The organism is Alteromonas sp. CH_MED4-4 (assembly GCF_037029575.1).
GTDB classification, from domain to species: domain Bacteria; phylum Pseudomonadota; class Gammaproteobacteria; order Enterobacterales; family Alteromonadaceae; genus Alteromonas; species Alteromonas macleodii.
Map to the genome: position 1 here is coordinate 28003 of NZ_JAYMEU010000028.1, position 21675 is coordinate 49677.

General features: G+C 45.3%; 20 protein-coding genes. 6 read left to right on the forward strand and 14 right to left on the reverse strand.

Annotated elements, in window-relative coordinates; translation table 11 throughout:
- Positions 1-106: 106 nt before the first annotated feature.
- Positions 107-2737 (forward strand): TonB-dependent receptor, encoded by a 2631-nt coding sequence (locus WA381_RS16600; protein WP_156086511.1) that lies wholly within the window; start codon positions 107-109, stop codon positions 2735-2737.
- Here the strand turns inward: WA381_RS16600 and WA381_RS16605 are convergent.
- From WA381_RS16605 to WA381_RS16615, 3 genes are all read right to left on the reverse strand, one after another.
- Positions 2734-3726: an XdhC family protein gene (locus WA381_RS16605; RefSeq protein WP_156086512.1), complete on the reverse strand. Its 993-nt coding sequence runs from the start codon at positions 3724-3726 to the stop codon at positions 2734-2736. The genes WA381_RS16600 and WA381_RS16605 overlap by 4 nt on opposite strands.
- Before the next feature lie 27 nt (positions 3727-3753).
- The gene (locus WA381_RS16610; protein ID WP_156086513.1) at positions 3754-4431 is read right to left on the reverse strand and encodes a DsbA family oxidoreductase; all 678 of its coding nucleotides are present in this window, start codon (positions 4429-4431) and stop codon (positions 3754-3756) included.
- A gap of 82 nt (positions 4432-4513) precedes the next feature.
- On the reverse strand, positions 4514-5329 hold the full coding sequence (locus WA381_RS16615; RefSeq protein WP_156086514.1) for an SGNH/GDSL hydrolase family protein: 816 nt from the start codon (positions 5327-5329) through the stop codon (positions 4514-4516).
- 83 nt (positions 5330-5412) lie between these two features.
- On the opposite strand from WA381_RS16615, the gene hemN reads away from it, so the two are divergent.
- Complete coding sequence (gene hemN / locus WA381_RS16620; protein ID WP_156086515.1) at positions 5413-6786, forward strand: oxygen-independent coproporphyrinogen III oxidase; 1374 nt, start codon at positions 5413-5415, stop codon at positions 6784-6786.
- A 2-nt stretch (positions 6787-6788) separates the two neighbouring features.
- Here hemN and WA381_RS16625 read toward each other — a convergent pair whose 3' ends face one another.
- The 7 genes from WA381_RS16625 to moaB all read right to left on the reverse strand — a co-directional run bounded on the left by WA381_RS16625 (position 6789) and on the right by moaB (position 11810).
- Positions 6789-8030, reverse strand: a complete 1242-nt coding sequence (locus WA381_RS16625; protein WP_156086516.1) for an ATP-binding cassette domain-containing protein — start codon at positions 8028-8030, stop codon at positions 6789-6791.
- A gap of 1 nt (position 8031) precedes the next feature.
- Complete coding sequence (modB, locus tag WA381_RS16630; protein WP_156086517.1) at positions 8032-8727, reverse strand: molybdate ABC transporter permease subunit; 696 nt, start codon at positions 8725-8727, stop codon at positions 8032-8034.
- Positions 8728-8729: 2 nt separating this feature from the next.
- Positions 8730-9968 carry a molybdate ABC transporter substrate-binding protein gene (gene modA, locus WA381_RS16635; RefSeq protein WP_156086518.1) on the reverse strand — a complete coding sequence of 413 codons (1239 nt, stop codon included), beginning with the start codon at positions 9966-9968 and terminating at the stop codon, positions 8730-8732.
- A complete protein-coding gene (locus WA381_RS16640) occupies positions 9950-10423 on the reverse strand; it encodes a molybdenum cofactor biosynthesis protein MoaE (RefSeq protein ID WP_061095254.1) in 474 nt (157 codons plus the stop codon). Before WA381_RS16640 ends, modA begins: the two co-directional genes overlap by 19 nt.
- A 2-nt stretch (positions 10424-10425) precedes the next feature.
- On the reverse strand, positions 10426-10674 hold the full coding sequence (locus tag WA381_RS16645; protein WP_156086519.1) for a MoaD/ThiS family protein: 249 nt from the start codon (positions 10672-10674) through the stop codon (positions 10426-10428).
- A 153-nt stretch (positions 10675-10827) separates the two neighbouring features.
- Complete coding sequence (moaC, locus tag WA381_RS16650; RefSeq protein WP_014949774.1) at positions 10828-11307, reverse strand: cyclic pyranopterin monophosphate synthase MoaC; 480 nt, start codon at positions 11305-11307, stop codon at positions 10828-10830.
- Positions 11304-11810: a molybdenum cofactor biosynthesis protein B gene (gene moaB, locus WA381_RS16655; RefSeq protein WP_156086520.1), complete on the reverse strand. Its 507-nt coding sequence runs from the start codon at positions 11808-11810 to the stop codon at positions 11304-11306. Before moaB ends, moaC begins: the two co-directional genes overlap by 4 nt.
- A gap of 124 nt (positions 11811-11934) precedes the next feature.
- Here moaB and WA381_RS16660 point away from each other — a divergent pair, with 124 nt between their 5' ends.
- On the forward strand, positions 11935-12705 hold the full coding sequence (locus WA381_RS16660) for a HesA/MoeB/ThiF family protein (RefSeq protein WP_156086521.1): 771 nt from the start codon (positions 11935-11937) through the stop codon (positions 12703-12705).
- Between the two features lie 90 nt (positions 12706-12795).
- On the forward strand, positions 12796-13914 hold the full coding sequence (locus WA381_RS16665) for a succinylglutamate desuccinylase/aspartoacylase domain-containing protein (protein WP_156086522.1): 1119 nt from the start codon (positions 12796-12798) through the stop codon (positions 13912-13914).
- Positions 13915-14116: 202 nt separating this feature from the next.
- Here the strand turns inward: WA381_RS16665 and WA381_RS16670 are convergent, their stop codons facing one another.
- Both WA381_RS16670 and WA381_RS16675 read right to left on the reverse strand, forming a co-directional pair.
- The gene (locus tag WA381_RS16670) at positions 14117-15052 is read right to left on the reverse strand and encodes an ornithine cyclodeaminase family protein (protein WP_156086523.1); all 936 of its coding nucleotides are present in this window, start codon (positions 15050-15052) and stop codon (positions 14117-14119) included.
- Positions 15053-15054: 2 nt separating this feature from the next.
- Positions 15055-16170, reverse strand: coding sequence for an aminotransferase class I/II-fold pyridoxal phosphate-dependent enzyme (locus tag WA381_RS16675; protein WP_231506491.1), 1116 nt, complete (start codon positions 16168-16170; stop codon positions 15055-15057).
- A gap of 138 nt (positions 16171-16308) precedes the next feature.
- On the opposite strand from WA381_RS16675, the gene WA381_RS16680 reads away from it, so the two are divergent.
- Complete coding sequence (locus tag WA381_RS16680) at positions 16309-16737, forward strand: Lrp/AsnC family transcriptional regulator (protein WP_014976775.1); 429 nt, start codon at positions 16309-16311, stop codon at positions 16735-16737.
- Here WA381_RS16680 and WA381_RS16685 read toward each other — a convergent pair.
- Both WA381_RS16685 and WA381_RS16690 read right to left on the reverse strand, forming a co-directional pair.
- The gene (locus tag WA381_RS16685; protein ID WP_231506494.1) at positions 16734-17180 is read right to left on the reverse strand and encodes a hypothetical protein; all 447 of its coding nucleotides are present in this window, start codon (positions 17178-17180) and stop codon (positions 16734-16736) included. The genes WA381_RS16680 and WA381_RS16685 overlap by 4 nt on opposite strands.
- A 225-nt stretch (positions 17181-17405) precedes the next feature.
- Positions 17406-19844 (reverse strand): zinc-dependent metalloprotease, encoded by a 2439-nt coding sequence (locus tag WA381_RS16690; protein ID WP_156086525.1) that lies wholly within the window; start codon positions 19842-19844, stop codon positions 17406-17408.
- A gap of 334 nt (positions 19845-20178) precedes the next feature.
- Here WA381_RS16690 and trhP point away from each other — a divergent pair, with 334 nt between their 5' ends.
- Positions 20179-21675 carry a prephenate-dependent tRNA uridine(34) hydroxylase TrhP gene (gene trhP / locus WA381_RS16695; protein ID WP_156086526.1) on the forward strand — a complete coding sequence of 499 codons (1497 nt, stop codon included), beginning with the start codon at positions 20179-20181 and terminating at the stop codon, positions 21673-21675.

The window sequence follows — 21675 nt, forward strand, 5'->3', positions numbered from 1 at the left end:
AAGTTGGCGTATTTAAAATGTAAAGGACTGTACGCATTTGGACGCGACCTTGTCGTGATTAATTTTGTTTAAAGCCCCCCGCTTTTGAAAAATAAAAAGAACCAAAATGAAGTCACTTACACACGCTTTGTCTTGTAATAGCTTAAGCATATCTACACCACAAAACGCCATTACGCGTTGCCTGTGTAGTTCGCCGTTTATTGCCTCTATTGTTTCGTCGACACTTGCTTTGGCTCCCCACGCTCACGCCGATGAGAATGCTCTATCTACTCCGCATAACAAAAAGGCGCTGGAACACATTGTTGTACAGGCGCAAAAGACCAGTCAAAACTTGCAAGATGTGCCCGTTGCGGTCACTGCGCTTTCAGGTCAAGACCTAGTTGAAACAGTTAGCCGAGATGTGTTTGACCTGCAAAACTACGTACCTGCCTTTGGCGCGTTTCAAAATCAAAGCGTAACAAATTCAGGGTTTTCAATACGCGGCATTGGCACGTCTTCACAAAACTTCGGCTTCGAGTCTTCGGTGGGTTTATACGTAGATGGTGTGTACCGTGCACGACAAAACGCGTTAATAAACGACTTAGTCGATATTGAATCCATAGAAGTGTTGCGTGGGCCACAGGGCACACTATTCGGAAAGAATACCGCCGCTGGCGCAATGACGTTAACTACGGTCGCACCTTCACACGACGAACGCGACGGCTTTGCCGAAGCCATCATCGGCAATGATAACTTGGTTCGTTTAAGCGCTGGCTCGTCGTTTTCGCTAATCGACGATGTACTCGCCATGCGAGTATCTGGCTTTAGTTCTCACAGTGACGGTTTCATTACCGACGAGCGCAGCGGACAAACCCTAAATAACCGTAACCGTTCTGCGATAAAAGCACAGTTGCTTTACACTCCAACAGATGAAATTAGCGTGCGACTTATTGCTGATTACGGCGAGCTAGACGAACGATGCTGCGGCGCACTTACTTTTCAAAACAACATTCAGGCTAATGACATAGCGGGTAAATTCGGCACTGATGCGCTGCTGCTACAACCGCCGTTTAATGCAACTATTTACGGGCGCGATAACTTTTATGACTATAAAACCTCGCTGTCGCAAACTCCCCTTTCAAAAATGAAAGACAAAGGACTATCAGTTCAAGTAGATGTGGCTTTAAACAAAGCATGGGATTTTGTGAGCATAAGCGCGTACCGCGCGTTTGACAGCTTAGATACGGTAGATACCGACTTTTCTGATGCGGACCTTCTTACTGCCACTAACGACGCCAAGCAGCAGTCGTTTTCTCAAGAAATTAGATTACATTACACCAGTGAAGATGTGCGCGGTTTAATAGGTGTTTACTATTACAGCCAAAACTTAGATCTAACCTTTGATACTACCACGCAAGATGATTTTAGTGCGTTCTTTAATGCCGCCGCGCCCGATCTGCTGCCTTTGGCTAACGCCATCAACGAGCTATCTGCAGTTACATCAGGCTTTATTGCGCCTGCTGCAGCACCCGCGCCGTCCGGTACTGCTTTCGCGCACAGCGCCTATCAAGAGCAAGATAGTATTGCTTTATTCTCTCAGCTGGATTGGCTGTTAAACAGTGATTTCACCTTAACAACGGGCTTACGCTATACCCGCGAAGAAAAGTCGATTGTCGGAGCCTACGATGAGCAAGGGCCTGGTATTGACGGACTAACTCAAGACCCAGCGCAATGGCCTAATGTAGGTCGTGCTGTATTTGGGTTACAAAACATCGCTGCTGCGTTAGCGGCGGGACAAGCCCCTACAGCACAGTCCCTTAACGCTATCGCACCATTTCAACAAGCGGGCTGGGGGTATTTTTTCTTGGGGTCTGCAGCGGTTATGCCGCGACCTGACTTAAACGAAGAGCTTGATGATTCACAGTTAACCGGCACGGTAAAACTGGCTTATCACCCTAATGACAACACACTAACGTACGCCAGTTTTGCGACTGGTTACAAAGCTGGCGGTACGAATACCGACAGAATTTTACCTTCGCTTAGCCCGCTTTTTGATGCTGAAAAATCTCGAAGTGCTGAAATAGGTATAAAACACGATTTTGAAGAATACGGCGTGCGCGTAAATGCTGCGGCGCACTATACACAAATTAGCGACTTTCAGGCGACGACCTTTACCGGAACGGGGTTCAACCTGCAAAATGCGGGCGATATCATAGTCAAAGGTGTAGAACTTGAAGCAACTTGGCTAATGACTGAAAATATCGAATTACACGCTGTTGCATCGCGCACATTGGCGAACTTTGATGAGTTTAAACGCGGTACGTGTTGGGTTGCGTACACGTGGCACACGGGCATTGACGATCCGGGCCGTGTGGAGCCGAACGACCCGTTCTGTTCAAGAGACGGAGACCGCGTAGGCTTCGAGCCTCAGAACTCACTATCTCTTATGCTGAATCACTATTTCGAAGTTGGGAATTATCCAGCCTCCGCCAGTATTGACTACCAATACACGGGCGACGTATTTCTTGATGATGCGAACGACCCGTACAAATACGCTGACGACTTTTCATTATTTAACGTTCGCGTAAGTTTCACTATCCCACAATGGGATAGCGAAATTATTGCGTGGTCGCGCAACGTTTTCGATGAAGAGTACGTTGCACGAAGTGGCTTTGATGTACCCGTACAAACCGGAAAGATCATGGCCTACCCAGGCGCGCCTAGAAGCTTTGGCGTTACCTTCAGAAAGTCTTTCTAACGCTTTAAATGCGTAGGTTTGGTATGAAACACCGCATGGCACTGAGCAATAACAGACAGCGCTATATGCTCAGGTAGCTCACCACCAATGTCGAAACCAGCGGGGCTTGCAAAATACTGAGTAAAGTTGGTATCGCCAAGCCCGGCTAAATCCATAATTTCCTGCTTACGGTGCAGTGGCCCGAGCATTGCCGTATAGGTTAACGATTGCTTGCTTAGCACCTGCAGCGCCTTTGCATCAATTTCACGGTGATGGGACATAAGCACTGCTGCTTGAACGTTATGTTCGCCCATGTGAAGACGTAAGCCTTCAGTAGACGGGTCTTCAATCAAGTAATTTACCTCGGGAAAATGTTCAAGTCTTGCTTGTGCAGGCCTTGGATCCCAAAGGCTGACTAAATAGCCCTGCAAACTAGCAAGCTTAGTCATAAAGGTAGCGTCGTACCCACCTCCAACAACAAGTAGGTGGATAGGCGGCAGCATCAAAACCGACAAGATGCGCTTGCCATCAACGGTGTCTAGCACAGCTTTTCTAGGTTTAGCAGAATGGTCTTCCAATTCCGTGCAATCACCCAACGTACCGTCTACAGCGCAGCGCCACTCACACGCTTTTCCGTTTGATAAGCTTTTGCTAACCACATCCAACGATAAATACTGGTTACTCTCGTTAACTGGTACGAGTGCCAAGTGCACCACACCGCCGCATCCAACACCTAGCTTAAACGCGATGTCTTCTTCATCTTCATCGTCGTAAACCGCGGTACGACTAACCCCGTCTGTCATTACTCGCTGGGCTTTTTTAACGATGTCACTTTCTAAGCAGCCACCGCTTAATATACCTAACTGATGCCCAGCGTCACTAAACAACATCATGGCGCCTGCTTTGCGGTAGCATGAGCCTTCGGTTTTAAAAATAAAACCTAACACCCACTTATGTTTGTTTTTAAGTGGAAGCCACTGGGCCAACAAATGGTTAACGTGATTACTCATAACTACCTCTAAACCCGTTTAACTTGCTTATTGCTGTGATGCCGCTTGGGAAATAAATGCAGCCAATGTTGCTGGCTCTTGTGCCCCGGCTACGCCCTGATTACCAATGACAAAAGTAGGTACACTTTGGATACCGCGCTGCATCCAAAGGGCTTCTTCCTCGCGCACTGCTTGCGCGTATTTTTCACTCTTAAGCGCTTGTTCAGCTTCAGACTTATCAAGGCCAACCGTTTGTGCCAACGCTACTAGAACACCTAGATCATTAATGTTTTTACCGTCTGTGAAGTAGGCATTAAATAAGGCCAGCTTCATTTCTTCTTCAAGGCCGTTTTCTGCAGCAAAGTGAATAAGTTGGTGAGCCTTAAACGTGTTCTGCATGCGAGAGTCGTCAGTAAAGTTAAACGAAAAGCCTAATTGCTCGCCCGCTTCTACTAACCGTGCTCGGTTCTGCGCGCTTTGCTGCTCACTAATGCCGTATTTTTCCATTATGTGCTCGCGAAGGTTTTGCCCTTCTTCTGGCATATTGGGGTTTAGCTCGAAGGGGTGAAACTTAATATCCACTTCAATGTTATCAAGGGTTTTAATGGCTTCTTGCAAACGCTGGTACCCAACAATACACCATGGACATACTACGTCAGAAACCATATTAACTGTTACACTCTGCATACCGCTCGCACTTTGTACACCTTGCTCATTTGCTGCCATGATAGGCCTCGCTTTATTGATTTCATGAAGATATAAGGGCTTAGATAAGGTTACAAAAAGAAACTTCAACCCCACACTGCGATTATTTCGTCGCAGTTACATCAGTTTCTGCTGTGACTTTTGTTGTCGTGCCCATTGTGGTGCTGTAAAGCGTGGAGAGTTTTTCAAGGGCTGAGTGTGCCCATATTTCATAGCCTTTCGTGGAGGGATGAAAGCCATCTTCTGCCATCAAACCACTTTGCTGAATATCCGTCATAGTTCCGCTCACATTAAGTGCACTAACATATAATATGTCTGCGTTAGCCCGGGCTGTTACGCTATCAGCCAAAGCTTGGTTTAGTATCCACGCGCGGTAACCTAATAGTGCACGCAAAGGTTGCGGAAGCGCTGGAAAGCAATGAATTGGCGGTAGCGCAGTAAATAATATTGTTTCGCACCCAAATTTATCTGACAGTAGCGTACTAATAGCATCGATGTTTTGTCGCCACCGTTTCAACGGTACAAATTTGGTCACATCGTTAACACCAATAGAGACGAGCACCGATGAAAAGTGCTCGGCAGGCATTTCATGAAGAAGCTTGAGCACATCTTCACTTTTAAAACCTGTTTTAGCATTCAACGTCACTCGCGTTGGCCCATGCTTAACAAGGTTTGAGTACAGCAGACCTGTGAGTGCCCCCATTTGCGTCGTTGCACCAACACCAGCGGCGGCAGAATCGCCTATAACCAAAACGTTATTAGTTAGCAGCAATTTACTATCGGCAGAGGTTAATACCCGCTCGCCGTCGGGCTCTGGTAGTACAGCGGTCTTCTTCCTCACCCACAATGCTTGAAGCAAAATGACTGGAAGAAGTAAAACAATTATCAGGTTTAATACCAAAACCTTGAAGTAGATCAAATCAGCCTCCTAAGCAATCCATTAAGCTTTAACCATCGAATTGAATTCGCGCCTAGATATCTACATATGAGTGCAGAGCCAATATGACAATAATTGCCGTACAACAACGACCTGTATCAATCATTACCAAATATGCGTTGAATGCTCCTCGCTATACCTCTTACCCTACTGCACTTAAATTTGAACCGCTACAAGATGACATACTTCCACAAGCACTTGCAGTGTCAAAAGCGCCGGCAGTAAGTCTCTACGTGCACATTCCATTTTGCAAAACGCTATGCTACTACTGTGGCTGCAATAAAATGGTGACGCGTCACAATGAAAAAGCGGACGAATATTTAGATTACATAGAAAAAGAAATTCTGTCTAAGCGTTATTTAACTGACGGCAGGCGTGCAGTTTCTCTGCACTTGGGTGGCGGTTCACCCAGTTTTTTGAGCGAGACTCAGCATACTTATTTAATGTACCTGCTTAAGAAACACTTTACCTTTGAAGCAGGTGCTGAACTGTCAATTGAGTTAGATCCCAGAAATATCGATAAACGCTATCTTCAAAACTTAAAATGTCTCGGCTACACACGCATTAGCTTTGGTTTACAAGATACTGATTATAATGTTCAGAAAACCATAAATCGCATACAAAGCACGTCTCACATTGCCGATTTAGTATTCGAGGCTCGGTCGCTGGGTTTCGACTCAGTCAACTTAGATCTAATTTATGGTTTACCGAATCAGTCAATTGAAACGTTTTCATCAACCATCGCCGCAACAAAAGCCATGATGCCAGATCGTATTTCGCTTTTTAGCTATGCACACCTTCCCGAGAGGTTCGCAGCGCAGCGTAAATTTGCTGAAGAAACACTGCCAAGTAGTGAAGAAAAAGCGGCGCTTTACAAGCTTGCCGTTAACAGCTTTACAAACATAGGTTATGAAATGATTGGTCTTGATCATTTTGCCTTAAGCAAAGACTCACTGGCCATTGCGAAAAATAAAGGCGAGCTTCACCGTAACTTTCAAGGGTATACCTTACGTGGCGACGCTGACCTTATAGGGTTCGGCGTATCAGCCATTAGCACCGTAGGTAATGCCTTTGCGCAAAATGCTAAGGAGCTAAAAGAATATTACCATCGCTTAGACAACCACCTGCCCAATGCAAAGGTTGGGCTGTCATTAAGTGTCGACGACCTTATTCGCAGAGACGTGATTTCTAGCTTAATGTGCAATTTAGCGGTAGACAAGCAAGCAATTGCCGACAAGCACCACATCATTTTTGATGAATACTTTGCTTCAGCCTTAAACAACCTTGAAGAACTTAAAGAAGACGGGCTTATCGAAACAACATCTCGGTATATTCGAGTGCCAGAGTCTGCTCGCATTTACATTCGGGCTATTTGTGCGCGTTTCGACGCTTATTTGAACGCAAGTGAAATACTCAGTAGCTATTCCAAAGCCATTTAAACCTAGGGCAATTTAAACCGCGCAATCACTTGCATCCCTACATCAAGCTTAAGACGCGATAGAGAGATACAGCTAATGCTGGCATATAGGGTTTGGTTACTGCCTAGTACATCAAGTTTTAACAACACTTTCGCGCTGTTTACGGTCGCTAGCTTTTTAGAAGTTAACTTTGTATCTGTGAGTTCTGTATCGGCGTTATTTTCTGGCTCGTTCAGGGGACTGAGTGGATTCGCCACGGGTTCGATGCTAGATATAACACATGGCAGCGCATTTAAAATACTGATTGTGCTGGCATTGCCAAAGTCAGCAATATTGGTATCGATACTTACATCACAGGCTTTAACTGCAAAACGAACAAAAACTTTTTCACCGCTTTGCTGAGGCAAATAGGACACTGATTCTGCAGTGACGAATATCTCTTGCCCCGCTACCTCAACGCGCTCAATACCGTTTTCCGACTGGCACTGCTCATTGCCTTGTAAGGTTAGAGCATTTTGATCTTGTTGGGTTTCGCTACCGTGTTTGTAGCTGACAACGGCGTTTTGTGACTGGTTGCTGTCATGTGCTTCGCTTTGCGCAGTAACTTTAAATCCCTCAAGTACGCTAGACGGTGTCGCAAATCCCTCTTTTGCGAATACTTGAGTCAATACATCGCGCGTTTTTCCACAAAGCTCGGTGCGGCCTTGGTCAATAAAAACCAACTCATCGCTGAACAAGGCAAGGTCATCTAAATCGTGAGAGATTACAAGGCAGGTGAGCTTCCCCGACACACACAAATTGTTCAAAAACTGGTAAATTTTGCGACGGGTGAAGATATCAATTGCGCTTAACGATTCATCGAGCAATAACACATCTGGCCCATTGACCAACGCACGCGCAATCGCGACCCGCTGCGCTTCACCACCAGAAAGCGCTTGAACCGGCTTATCGATTAAATGATCGCAATAACAGCCGCGCAAGCACGCGTCGATAGACAATGCATTAGGGCTTGCGTGACGCTGCGCGAGAGCTAAATTACCCCGCACATCGGTATGGGGAAATAACATAGGTTGCTGAAAAACGATACCGACCTTTTGAGAGGTCCACGGCGTTTGCACACTTGCGCTTTTTTCTACGCCAGCTAGGGCGCGAAACAAGCTGCTTTTTCCCGCACCTGATGGACCGGTAACCCCAATGAATCGGCTTTGTGGCAGCAATGAGATTTGTGCGTTAATGCGATTTGGTAGTAGCGCAGATATTTGCATGTTAACGCGCCTCATCACTACGGGTGACACCGTTAAAACGATAGAGCGCCGCGAGCATCACGAATGAAAAAATCAAAAGGGCCAACGCAAGGTTGTGTGCACTGCTATATTCCAGCGCTTCTACCTGTTCATATAGCGCGATAGACAGCACCTGAGTTTCTCCAGGAATATTGCCACCTATCATTAATACTACGCCAAACTCGCCTATGGTATGTGCAAAGCTTAAGCCTAATGCCACCACGATGGGCGCTTTGCTTAAAGGCAGCACTATTTTTATAAACGCTTCAAAAGCCGAAAACCCCAGCGTTTTTGCTACATCTAAATAACGGTTATCCAATTGTGAAAAACCGCTGTACAAAGGCTGTAGAGCAAAAGGAAGGGAGTAGATAACAGACCCCAATACCAAGCCTTCAAAGCTAAATGCTAAAGTACTCCCGGTTAGGCTTTGCCATCCCTGCCCCAACGCACTTTGCGGTGAAAAAGCAATAAGTAGATAAAACCCCAGCACAGTTGGCGGTAACACCAAAGGCAACGCGAGTATCGCCATCACCAAAGGCTTAGCTTTGCTCTGCCATTTCGCTAAAAACCACGCTAGCGGCAATGCGATTAACAACAGCAAACCACTGGTTATAAAGGCCAGTTTTAAGGTGAGTAATATGGCTTCAAGTGTCGATGCCCCGAAGAATTCTGTGAGCATACTTAGTTACCGACGCCCGATGCAATGGTAGGTTCATAACCCCATTCAATTAAGCTGTGCTGCACCCCTTGCGACATTAAATACTGTACGAACAGGCTGGGTGATGACACTCCATTAGCGTCACTCAAACGAAACGCTCTGGTTGTCTCATTGTCGCCTTTGTGAACAGGCTCATCAACTGGCGCTGTCACATTTTTAATTGGAAGTGGCTCGAACAGATTCGGTGATAGTGTAGCTACCGTTTTACTGTTAACCACCAACGACTGAATGATGGGTTGATACAAGGTTTCAGGTACGGGGACGATAACCGTAACAGCATCGGCGCTTTTGGTATTCACAACACTGTTAAAATTAGAAGGCAAATTAGAGGATAAGTCTGCGGGCAAATCTAAGGCCAATGAGTACGCAACGAACGCCCCTTTCACGCTGCCCGTGGTGTAAAACTGCAAGGTTTGTAGCACGTTTTTACCCATCACTCTGTGAGGTAAAAACTGTTGCCATAAGGATAAGTTTTGCAACGCCTGTTGCGCAGCATCACCATAGGGAGCCAGTTTAGGGTTTGCGATAGCTACCTTGTTTTGAGGGTTTTCCATTAATTGAACAAGCTGCCTCGACAAGCAATCGGTAAGCTGAGCGTTTATTTGTGCAGTTGTGTCTCCAGTAGATGAGCGCGCGATTTGCTCGCAATTCCTTTTACCGGATGTTTCACGTGATGCCTCACTTGATAAGTCGCCAGCATAGACAAACGCAAGCTTGCCTTTAGCGTAATCCACCAGATTGCCGTGGTGAACTACGTTGTTATCCACCAACGCTTGCGGCCTAGCGCGATCTGCAGATAGAAACACGTCGAAGCTAGCACCATGTTGAATTTGCGCATACAAAGTACCGCTAGAAGATACCGTTACCGCGACATCTATGCCGGTTAGCTCAGTAAACTGCTCGGCAATACTCTTTAGCGGTTTTGCAAAGTTTGCCGCAACGGCTACGTTAATTTTTTCGTCGCGCTTGAAATTTACTGACTGGTTTTGTTTTTCGTTACTAATAACGCTCCCTTCATTTACATTATCATATGCCGCTTCAAAACTACCCGCATGTGCTGCAGAGCTGGAAAAAAACGTAACATCTGGGACTACACTTGCACTTGCACTTGCGCTAACACTTACCAAAATAAGCATGGCCAAGTTAACAAAACTTGAAAGTCGCATTGCTAAAGAAAAGAGCATTACTTTTTGCGCATCCACTTAAGTGCCGCTTTATCGTCAGATGCTTTCGCCTCAACCCATTCAGATTTATCGCCCTTAAATTCTTTTTTCCAAAGCGGTACCGACTGTTTAAGCATATCCATTAAGTAGCAGGCAGCGTCAAACGCCGCCTGACGATGGGGAGCGGCGGCACCTACCCATACAATTTGTTCGTTGTTGTGTATGCGCCCTACTCTGTGCAGTGCGCCAGCACTGTTAAGTGAAAAGCGTTCGCTCGCTTGTTCAACAAGAAGCATTAACGCTTTTTCAGTCATACCCGGGTAATGCTCTAATTCGATGCCGTCTATGTCGCCAGCGTTATTAAAATCTCGCACTAGCCCAGTAAAAGTAACAATCGCGCCGGTGTTGCCGCAGGCCTTCTCATCTGCCGACTGTTTTAGCCTAGCGTAAAGCTCTCCTTGGTCGAAATCTTCAACTTGAACTAGCGCGAACATAGCTAGCCCCCTGTCACAGGTGGAAATAGCGCCAGCTCATCACCGTCGCTAAGTACTGTTTGGAGATCGCAAAGTTCTTGATTACAGGCAGTAAGCACACTGCCCTCTAGTGCTAATGCCCACTTGTCACTACGCGTTTTAAGCTGCGATATCACGGTCTCAATAGTGCTGCTCTCGCTTAGATTAAGCGCGATATTGTCCTCTCCCGTAATCTCTCTGGTTTGTGCGAATGTTTTTACCGTTACCTGCATGCTTTGCCTGTTATCTACGTTGTTAAGGTTGCTTTGTGCGCGCTAATTAATCTTTCCAAGCCTCGGAAATACGTTGAGCCTAAAGTGCGTTGCGTCTTGAATGCGTGTACGCTTTATGCACGTCATTTTTTAGCTCACTGGCCTTTGTGAAAACTAGGTGTCGGACTGCCAATGGCCTGTCTTACCGCCTTTTTTCTCCAGTACCCGTACCCCTTCCATATGCATGCCAGGGTCGATGGCTTTGCACATATCAAACAAGGTTAACAGCGCCACATTTACACCCGTGAGCGCTTCCATTTCAACGCCGGTTTTACCGCTTAGCTTACAATAACAGGTGGCTTGAATTCGATTCTGATCGGCCTGAATGTCAAAATTAATATCCACCTTTGACAGTGCCAATGGGTGACAAAGAGGAATAAGATCGGCGCAGCGTTTCGCCCCTTGAATACCCGCTACACGGGCAACTGCAAATACATCACCTTTTGCAATTTTTGATTCAGAGATTTGGCGAATAACGTCTTCGCTTACGTATAAAAAACCTTCTGCTGTGGCTTCTCGCTTGGTAACGTCTTTGTCGCTAACGTCGACCATATTGGCTTCGCCACCAGCGTTTAAATGGCTAAAGGTACTCATGCTTCCACCAGATGCTTCACGAAATTACACGGTCTAAAGTCGGCATCAAGCTGGCTAGAAATAATTTTTTCCCACGCAGTACGACACGCGCCTGTTGAGCCTGGTAAGCAGAAAATAACCGTATTATTAGCAAAGCCCGCAACCGCGCGAGACTGAATGGTTGATGTACCAATCTCTTCATAGCTAATTTGACGGAATAGCTCGCCAAAGCCGTCGACTTCTTTGTCGAACAATACACTGATGGCCTCTGGCGTTGAGTCACGGTGGGTGAAACCTGTACCACCGGTAATTAATACGGCGTGAATGTTTTTATCGGCAATCCACTTCGACACCACGGCGCGCTGTTGATAAATATTGTCTTTCACCAAATCGCGATCGTAAAGCTTATGGCCAACCGAGGTAAGCGCCTCTTTCAAGTAGTCTCCCGACTTGTCGTTTTCGAGGGTGCGCGTATCTGAAATAGTGAGTACGGCAATATTAAGGGGTTGGCTGACAACTGACATATGAAATCCTAATTTGATATGCGACATTTTGGCGGTTTTTGATAAAGTACCAGCCAAAATACTATTTGGTAATCACTTTATAAGGGTGCATGCCATGAATTCAACAACTAAGTTGGCATAAACTATGTCTAAAAGCCTAACTAATCAGCAGGCTATGCGTTATAACCGCCATATCGTGCTTCCAAAAGTGGACCTAGACGGTCAAGAAGCGCTGCTAAACGCCAATATTTGTATCATTGGTATTGGCGGGCTTGGCACCGCGGCTGCTACTAACCTTTGCGCCAGTGGCGTGGGCTCTCTTACACTTATCGACCACGACACAGTTGAGGCCACCAACCTGCCAAGGCAAACCTTGTTTAGCGAACAAGATGTAGGCAAAAATAAAGTAGAGGCGGCTAAAGCGCGGCTTAGTGAAATAAACAGCGACTGCGACATTACCGTAATAGCAGAACCGTTTTCGGCGCCCAGCTCTACTCAGCTTTCACGATTATTAAAACAAGCCATAGAGCGTGCTGACGTTGTGCTAGATTGCACCGACAATACAAACTCGCGAGATTTAATAAACCTACTGTGTTTTAAACTAAATACCCCGCTAGTATCGGGCGCGGCCATTCGCTTTGAAGGCCAACTTTTCGTCGCTATACCCGGTGAGAGCCGCTGCTATGCATGCTTACGGACGCTATTTGAATCGCCCGATTTAAGCTGTGTAGAGGCAGGTATATTCTCGCCAGTAGTAAATATTGTTGGTACTTACCAAGCTATGCTTGCCATGCAAGTATTGATGGATTTCGATAATATTCCTAAAAACACGTTAATGACGTTTGATGCTCTGTCGCACGAGTGGCGAAACTGGAAGCTACCTAAAGGCGTAGATTGCGAGCTATGTGCTTGTTAAGTTTATGTGAATTTGCGGCATGAATTCTAAAAACGTGATTAAAAACAACAGATTAAAACAAAGAACAAGACAGAAAATAGGTTGATTTAAATGACAACCCAAGTAGTGAAAAAACACATGGTAGTGGCGCAAAACGCGTCTGGACGTAACATGAACGTGCCAATTTATCGAATGAAAGGAGCGCGCCCTGGCCCCACCGTGTATATTCAAAGTTCTATTCACGGCGCAGAAGTACAAGGTAACGTGGTTATTTACCATCTCATTCAGCGCTTAAAAGACATGGATATTTGCGGCGAAATTATCCTAGTGCCCAACTGTAATCCCATTGGTACTAACATTAAAGCCGGTGAGTACACATTAGGCCGGTTCGATCCTGTGAACGGCACAAACTGGAACCGCGGCTACTTCTTCGATAAGGATGCAGTTGAGCATTTCGCCAAAACAGTCACCCGCGAAGAGTCTATTGAAGGCATAAAACAACGTTTTCGTGCTCACTTGTCTAACGCTATCGACAACAAGCTGGCTGAACCATGGGGCCTAGGACTAGCGCAGCAGCTTAACCTAAAGCTACAGCAAATGGCGGTCAACGCCGATTTCGTACTAGATCTCCACAACGGCCCGGTGTCTACCCGTCACGTTTATATTCCCGAGTACGCCAAAGACAGTGCTAAGCTGTTTAACATTCCCCATTGTATTTTTATTCCAAACGTATTTGCGGGGGCGTTGGACGAAGCGACGTTCTGCCCATGGTGGACACTGCAAGAAAGCATAAAAACTAATTTAGCGCGTGAGGTAAGCTTTAACGTTGAAGCGTTTACGCTTGAAATGGGTAGCCAAGAAGTTATCGACTTTAACGAAGGTAATATAGACGCCACCAGTATTCTTAGCTACTTAAACGCCAAAGGCGTATTGCACGAATGCGATGTTAAACCGAAAGTAATGCAGCGTTTAGGCGTGTATTTAAAAGACTATAAAACCCTGTTTACTAACTGGGGCGGCATGGTGGAGTACATGGCGAAACCAAGCCAAACGGTGAAGAAAGGCGAACCACTGGCGCAAATTTTAAATATTGACGATCTGGATACCGACAACGGCAGCAGGACCTTAGAAGCGCCTTGCGATTTGATCCCTATTCTACACTTCCCGTCGGCTTCGGTATTGAGTGGAACCCAGCTTTACAAGGTGTTTACTAATTATCGGGAATTGTAGGTTTTATCTACAAATAGATACGATGCGAACTTGGTTGCAACAAATTGGATTAGAGTTTGTTGCAACCGCCCTAAGGGAGTGCTTTCTCGCTGATTCATAAAGCAGCTACAAAGCGCACCTTTTTCACGAGAAAAATTGGCGAACTACGCAAGGGTCAATAGTCCGTTTTGCTAGATTCACTGAATATTTAGCAAGATAAAGCTTAGTTAATCCTATTTAGTACAAATTCGGCAATTTTTAAATCCTGAACTGCCAACCCCGTTAAATCTACAACCGTTGTCTCTGTTGCCATCGTTGGTCGCCTCCCCTTTGCGATTTCTGCTCCCAACTCGAACACTTGATGTTCACCGATAGCGGATGCACGAAGTGCTCTAGATACCTCACCACGTGTTAAACTTTGCTTTTTACTGTCCACAATAATTCTGGTGGCATTCACCAAAATATCTGTATCCAGCTCCTGCTTCTCGGGTGTATCGGAGCCAATTGCAATTATTAATGTTCCTGCTTGGATCATATTCTGGCTTAGTAACGGTCGGGAAGACGGGGTTGTGGTAATGATTAGGTTTGACTTCCCGGCCAACGACTCCAAGTGCTCGATAAGCTCTACATTATAACCTTCGACTTGCATGGACCGTCTAAAGCGTTCAGCAGCTTCCGTTGAACGTCCCCACACTATTATCTTTTTACATCCTGTCACTTGACTCACTCGCTTCACCTGAAGACGTGCCTGAATACCAGTGCCTACTACCCCAATGGCAGAGACCACGGCAGGAGCAAAATACTTGGCAACAATGGCGCCTGCAATTGCAGTACGATGGTCGGTTAAAATACCTTCATCTTGCAGTAAACATTTGGCTTCACCTGTTTCGGTGGAGAACAGCATCATCAAGCCGTTGCTGGACGGCAAGCCTAATACACTATTGCCATAAAAGCCTGATGCAACCTTAATCACATAATGAACTCCAGCCTTGAGGTAACCGCACTTAATATGTACTTCACCTTTCTCAAGCACTAGTTCACTTACAGGCGGGATGCACGCTAAGCCTTTGGAATAGTCAACAAATCCACTTTCAACATCAAGTAATGGGTCGAATTGCCTCAGCACGGTCAGAATTTCAGATTTAGTGACAATCTTCATGTTTACACCCCATATTTGTGCTTCATATAATGACTAATTCTCTCCAACCCTTTTTCTAAATGATCGCTAGGCGCGCCTATTCCTACTCTGAAGTAACCGTCTAAGCCATACACATCACCAGGTAAAATAAGCACGCTCAATTCTTGTCTAAACTCGTGGGCAAGTTCAGTAGAGTTAACTGGTAAATCATAACGAATAAATGCCATACCTCCTGCCTTGGGCGGTACAAACGAGGCCCAGGAATTTTCATCGACCCACTTACTAATTCTATTTAGATTATCTATTAAGAATTCTTTACTGCGGGTTAATACCTGATGCCGAAAGGTTGGTTCTAGCACTATATTCGCTACATATTCGCTTACAGCACTAGTGGTGATGCTGGTATAATCCTTACACTGCCACGTTTTGTAGATGTCGTCGGGTAGCCCAACTAGCCATCCTAGGCGTAAACCAGGCATCGCCATAGCTTTTGACAAGCCGCAGGTAATAATCGCCTTTTCATATTCATCTGCAAAACTAGGTAGTTCATTTCCATCAAACTCCGCACCTTTGTATACCTCATCAGCATGGATATAAATGTCGTGCCGTTTTGCAAAGTTCACCAATTCCTGTATTTGTTCAAGAGGCAGCGTAGATCCCGTTGGGTTGTTGGGATGACAAATAGTGAGCATCTTGGTGTTAGCCGATATACTTTTTTCTAGCAGTTCAAAGTTTGGTAGCCAACCGTCTTGTTCCAATAATGGAATTTCGACGACCTTCACCCCTAACGACTTAGCCCACCCAGCTATCTGCATGTAGTTAGGAACAATAACTATTAGCTCATCGCCTTTTTCAAGTAAGCTCATTACCATTAGAAAATTTGCTTCAGCCGAGCCATTTGTAACGATTACATTGTCAGAAGTTCGATTGCTGTATAGGGCAGCAATGCGCTCTCGAAGTTGCACACTACCATTAGTCCAACCGTATCCAAGTTCAATACTCAATAGCTCTTGTTGCTGCTCCTGATTGAGCAGTTCGTTTAATCGATATGGGTGAACACCGCTATCAGATAGGTTCAGTTCAACTAAGTTTTCATAGAGCGATTGGATTCGTTCAAGTGTAAATTCATCGATTTGCATGATTTGTCTTCTGTAGGTCAATTGATACTGCTCAGTGTATGCTTGACCTGCTAAGCGATGAATAACACAATAATTGAATTTCGCGCATTTAACTTTGTAAAACAAAGGAAAAGGCTGCGTTTACTTTGGAAAAATAAGATGGACAAGATTAACAGAAATATTCTACATATTTTGCAGTCTGAGGGGCGTATTTCCTTCTCGGAATTAGCGAAACGTGTCCACCTTTCCGCCCCCGCGGTTGCTGAACGCGTAAAGCGATTAGAAGAGGAAAGCGTAATTACTGGCTATACTGCAACAATCGATAGCCACAACATGGGATTACCTATTACAGCCATGGTTCAAGCCCGTGTATTTATTGGTAAGGAGCCGCAAATACTAGCATTTATGAAAGAACGGCTAGAGGTCGTTGAAGGATACAATGTGACGGGTGAACGCGCCTTCATTATGAAAGTAGCGACAGATTCAATGAAAGCACTAGACGGCTTTTTGGAAGATCTATCAATAATGGCAGAGTCCAATACAATGATGATATTGTCCAGCGTGACGAGGAAGCCGCTCACAATTTAAGTACAATTTATCCCATTCAAACCAATATCATGTTTAAACTCTCCACGTCCGTTAAACACGCCAAAACCAACATCGGTTGCTTTAAGCTGTAAATCTAAAACCCAGTCTGTTTGTTCAATTGGTTTTAATTCAAAACGGTGTAAAGGAAGTGGGCATTTTAAGTAAAAGTTATGATAAGCCTTTCCCAAAGCACCTTGGTCTAGGGTATGCACGTAAATAGTGTTTTTGCCTATTTCAAATTCTTTATGAAAGTAGTCTGTATTATCGGTTAACACCATATCCATTGCGACGTCAAAAAAACCTAGGTTAACCTGAATAAAAGCCACTACAGCGATAAAAATGTTAAGGATGTTAGAAACCCATTTATTTTTGAACAAAAGCTTAAGTGCACCTTTCTGCTTAAAAATCAGGTAAACACCTACACATACCGCTATCAATTTCACCCAGGCTACCATATCCCCGACCTGTGACATGAGCTTTGGGGAATGGTAGTTCATCCCCCACAAAACACTCCCATTAACGCTTTCAGCTAAAGGTATGAGAATTAGCAGTAGCCCAACAAATACAGGAATACGCCGTACCGCAGCATCCCTGTGCGGCATTGACGTTTTTTTACTACTATGGTTATGCATCAGCAGCGTCCTTGGTAGCAGCGCATTTTAAATCGGCTAACCTGGCGGTAGCGGCTCTACTTCAAAGGTACTTGGCCATGCCTTACTTGCCCAATAAGTATCGAACTGTTCTTTCAGTATTTCATACTGATTGTCGTCTGCTTTGTCGTCTAACCATTCGCTAAATTCAAGCAGAGCAAGTTCGGCTTCCATTCTTACTTCAGGCGCCAACTTATCGTTAGTTACTGCTTTCATCACTGCATTTAACGCCACTAACTGTAAGCGTTTTGCTAATGGGCTTTGTGACTTATTTTTATACCAGTGAACGTTAAGTATTTGCTTCACCAGCATAGAAACGCCTACTTTTTTGCGTCTGTCATTAGTGCTTCTTGTCTGCCACTCCAAGCGGTTTAAGCGCTCTGGGTGCAATAGTAATTCAAACGCAAAGTTAGATGCTGAAGCGGCGGCAGAAACAGGGTCTAACATTAACCCCATTTTGCCCTTAAAGTGCTCGCGAGTAATATCGTCGCCATACGCTGTCGGTGGAATAAGGGCGAGTACCGATTCAGGTATAGTCAAGTAGTCAGCGGTAGTAGCTGTAATTAACTGCTGCATAGCGCGTTGCTGCACTGCAGGCGCTACAAACTGTTGGCCCTGTGCTTTGGTATAGTCACCTTTGCGTTCGTATTCATACACTAAGCCGCCGACTTGCTTTGCAACGGCTTCTAACTGATAACGGTGGAGTAAGTAAATAGGCACTAAAGCATTTTCAAGCGAGGATAAACTGCTATTTGGGCTTAAGGTGTCTAAACCTAAATTGGCTAACGCCAGTTCGCGTACTTGTGAAATTTCATCGAAAGCATCTAGCGGATTGCTACCGTTTTCCCACATATGGCCGTTTGCCGATGCATGGCGACTACTGCGGGTATCGGGGTCTGACTTAAAACTTAAACCCTCATTACGGCCTTTTACGATAATTTTTGCCAAGGCTTCGGTTGCCTCTACGTCGCTGGCAAAATCTTGATAGCCATACGCTACGGCGTGAATATCCCATGCGCCTATGCCTTTATCATACGCGCCTTCCAAGCTAATTTTGCCGTTTTTAATACTAATTTTGGGATGAGGATAATCCATTACCGACGCACGGTTATTTTCACTTGCCGCAAAGTTGTGGGCTATACCCAATGTGTGCCCTACTTCGTGGGCTGAAAGCTGCCTAATGCGGTCTAAAGCCATTTTTTGCTGTGCAGTGGTGTCGGTGCTGCCGTCCTTATAAGGACTGGTTAGACCAAGGGCAATTAAATAATCTTGTCTTACACGCAATGAGCCGAGCGTAACGTGACCTTTGATAATTTCACCAGTGCGCGGGTCGACAACCGACGAACCATAAGACCAACCGCGCGTTGCGCGATGTACCCAGTTGATTACGTTATAGCGCACGTCCATTGGGTCGGCACCTTCGGGCAATACTTTCACCTGAAACGCATCTTTGTAGCCTGCGGCTTCATAGGCTTGATTCCACCAGCTCGCCCCTTCTTTAAGCGCGGTCATTACGGGTTCTGGAATACCAGGATCTAGGTAATACACAATAGGCTCCACTGCTTCGCTCATTGCAGCATGCGGGGTTTTCTTGTTTAAACGATGGCGGGTAATAAAACGCTGTTCAGTAGGCTCGCTGATAGGCGTTGAATAATCAAAGTAACTGAATTTCCAGTAGCCCGAGTACGGGTGGTACTCTCTGGGCGTGTAATTATCGTCAGGCAGAGCCACAAACGAATGATGCAAGTGCACCGACAAGCTTTCTGGGTCGGGCGTAACTTGCTGCACGTATTCGCCTGGCTTCTTACCTGCAAAGGTGACTAAAGCCTCTAATTCAGTATTTTTTTCAAAGCCTTTGGTTTTAGGTAAATACACGCCGCTTCGCATGTTATCTACGCTAAAACTGCCTTGGTTAGTTCCCGCTAAGCGATTGCCAATGCCATGGATATCGCTTAATAAGAACGGTGTGTAATCTATTAGACTGGCGCTGTCGTTTTTGGCTACCAGCGTAAAACCTGCGATAACCGAATCAGCAAAGGCTTCATCAATGCTCTGTTTCTCAGCGTCGCTGCCATGGGCTGCTCGGTATTTGGTGTTGTGCTGCTTTAATAAAACCTTGTTTCCAAATTTTTCAAATCTTACTAAACGCGTATTGCCTAGCTGGCCGCGATCAAGGCCAATGTCGTTAGACCCTACGCCGTACGGCAAACTACTTTGAAACAGGTATTCGGCGTGGTCTGTTGGCACCGCCAAGTAAACTTTGTCGCTTTCATCATCATAATAAACAGGAATTAAACCATCTTTTTTGGTCATATCGCTGGTGAATTCACCAATGCTTGGCAGCGCTGCCAATGCGGAAGACGTAGACACGACAAATAATACCGTAATCGCAATGGCCGATTTACCCGATGCTTTTACATGTCGCGCCGCTTTGTGAAAAATGTTCAATTGCAGCATGCAGTTAGTCCTTATTATTGTGAATTTCTAGCCTACCCTATGTGGTGGCTTTTGCCCATGGCAGTTCATCGTTTAAATGCGCTCTTTTTGCATGTTATTTAGCTGTGAACAGGCTTGGTTTTTCCTACCGAAGGTAATGCACTAAAAAAGCAACTATATGGAAGAAAACAGCTGGCATTGACCCTGCTCAATTGCCGTTTAAACATTCAAAAACATGAGCGACAACAAATTATTTGATCTCGGTCAAAGGCAGTCTTTATTTGGCTTGTAGAGGTATTTTACGGCTTATAGAATCCGCCGCCTTGTTTAAAGCGTCTAGTAGCGGTTTTTATTTATGACTTCAAAATTTTCACCTAATCGAAGTTCTTCACTTCAACGTGAAGACGTAGCGTCAACATTGCTAAACCAAACGTTAACAGCCCCAGAGTTGCTTGCACCTGCGGGCAGCTTACGCAATATGCGCTACGCTTTTGCCTATGGCGCTGATGCTGTTTATGCTGGGCAGCCTCGCTACTCACTTCGCGTAAGAAACAACGAATTCAGCCTTGAAAACTTAGCGATAGGCATAAAAGAAGCACACGCTTTAGGTAAAAAGTTCTATGTAGTAAGCAACATTGCTCCGCATAACAGCAAGCTAGGTACCTACCTTAAAGATATTTCTCCAGTAATTGCTATGAAGCCAGATGCGCTAATTATGTCAGATCCGGGGCTTATTATGATGGTGCGTGACGCCTTCCCCGAAATGCCTATTCACTTAAGTGTACAGGCCAATGCGGTGAACTACGCTACTGTGAAGTTTTGGCAAAAACAAGGCATTGAGCGCGTTATTTTATCGCGAGAACTCTCTTTGGAAGAAATTGAAACTATTCGCGAACATGTTCCAGATATGGAACTTGAAGTGTTTGTGCATGGAGCGCTTTGTATGGCGTATTCGGGCCGCTGTTTATTGTCTGGATATATGAATAAACGCGATCCGAATCAGGGCACTTGTACCAATGCTTGTCGATGGTCTTACGATGTTAAGGCAGGCCAGGAAAACGAAACTGGCGACATCGTTCAAGCCAACGAGATTGACAAAAAAGGGACAGCGCCCCAAATGGTAATTCCTACCCTTGGTGAAGGCACACCAAGCACTCAAGTGTTCATGTTAGAAGAAAAGGAAAAGCCTGGCGAGCTAATGCCAGCTTTTGAAGACGAACATGGCACCTATATTATGAATTCTAAAGATTTGCGTGCCGTGCAACATGTTGGCAGGTTAACCCAAATGGGCGTGCATAGTTTAAAAATAGAAGGCCGCACTAAATCACATTACTACTGTGCCCGAACCGCTCAAGTCTATAGAAAAGCAATTGACGACGCGGTAGCAGGAAAGCCTTTTGATAGTACATTAATGGGAAGCTTGGAAACTTTAGCGCATCGAGGTTATACCGAGGGTTTCTTGCGTCGCCATGCGCACCACGCGTATCAGAACTATGAGTATGGCCACTCAGTCAGCGATAAACAGCAATTTGTTGGTGAAGTGATTGACCGTTGTGAAGAGTCTGGCTATGCAATTATAAACGTTAAAAACAAATTCTGTGTAGGTGACTCGCTTGAGTTGATGACGCCAAGCGGCAACATTACCTTTACTCTAAATAAGATGCTGGATAAGAGAAACCATTCTATTACGGATGCTAAGGGTTCAGGACACCAAGTAAGAATACCGATACCCAGCGATGTGTCTCTAAACTTTGCCCTACTGCTGCGAAATTTAGATGAAGGCGTTGATACCCGCAATCCGTTTCGAAAAGCTCCTAGTGCAGTAACACCCGAAAACGCGAGCGAGGCATAA

Bases quoted from the DNA above. Each gene is read 5' to 3' on its own strand.
- WA381_RS16600 (WP_156086511.1), top strand. From the start codon at position 107: ATGAAGTCACTTACACACGCTTTGTCTTGTAATAGCTTAAGCATATCT.
- WA381_RS16605 (WP_156086512.1), bottom strand. From the start codon at position 3,726: ATGAGTAATCACGTTAACCATTTGTTGGCCCAGTGGCTTCCACTTAAA.
- WA381_RS16610 (WP_156086513.1), bottom strand. From the start codon at position 4,431: ATGGCAGCAAATGAGCAAGGTGTACAAAGTGCGAGCGGTATGCAGAGT.
- hemN (WP_156086515.1), top strand. From the start codon at position 5,413: ATGACAATAATTGCCGTACAACAACGACCTGTATCAATCATTACCAAA.
- WA381_RS16625 (WP_156086516.1), bottom strand. From the start codon at position 8,030: ATGCAAATATCTGCGCTACTACCAAATCGCATTAACGCACAAATCTCA.
- modB (WP_156086517.1), bottom strand. From the start codon at position 8,727: ATGCTCACAGAATTCTTCGGGGCATCGACACTTGAAGCCATATTACTC.
- WA381_RS16640 (WP_061095254.1), bottom strand. From the start codon at position 10,423: ATGTTCGCGCTAGTTCAAGTTGAAGATTTCGACCAAGGAGAGCTTTAC.
- WA381_RS16645 (WP_156086519.1), bottom strand. From the start codon at position 10,674: ATGCAGGTAACGGTAAAAACATTCGCACAAACCAGAGAGATTACGGGA.
- moaC (WP_014949774.1), bottom strand. From the start codon at position 11,307: ATGAGTACCTTTAGCCATTTAAACGCTGGTGGCGAAGCCAATATGGTC.
- moaB (WP_156086520.1), bottom strand. From the start codon at position 11,810: ATGTCAGTTGTCAGCCAACCCCTTAATATTGCCGTACTCACTATTTCA.
- WA381_RS16660 (WP_156086521.1), top strand. From the start codon at position 11,935: ATGTCTAAAAGCCTAACTAATCAGCAGGCTATGCGTTATAACCGCCAT.
- WA381_RS16665 (WP_156086522.1), top strand. From the start codon at position 12,796: ATGACAACCCAAGTAGTGAAAAAACACATGGTAGTGGCGCAAAACGCG.
- WA381_RS16670 (WP_156086523.1), bottom strand. From the start codon at position 15,052: ATGAAGATTGTCACTAAATCTGAAATTCTGACCGTGCTGAGGCAATTC.
- WA381_RS16675 (WP_231506491.1), bottom strand. From the start codon at position 16,170: ATGCAAATCGATGAATTTACACTTGAACGAATCCAATCGCTCTATGAA.
- WA381_RS16680 (WP_014976775.1), top strand. From the start codon at position 16,309: ATGGACAAGATTAACAGAAATATTCTACATATTTTGCAGTCTGAGGGG.
- WA381_RS16690 (WP_156086525.1), bottom strand. From the start codon at position 19,844: ATGCTGCAATTGAACATTTTTCACAAAGCGGCGCGACATGTAAAAGCA.
- trhP (WP_156086526.1), top strand. From the start codon at position 20,179: ATGACTTCAAAATTTTCACCTAATCGAAGTTCTTCACTTCAACGTGAA.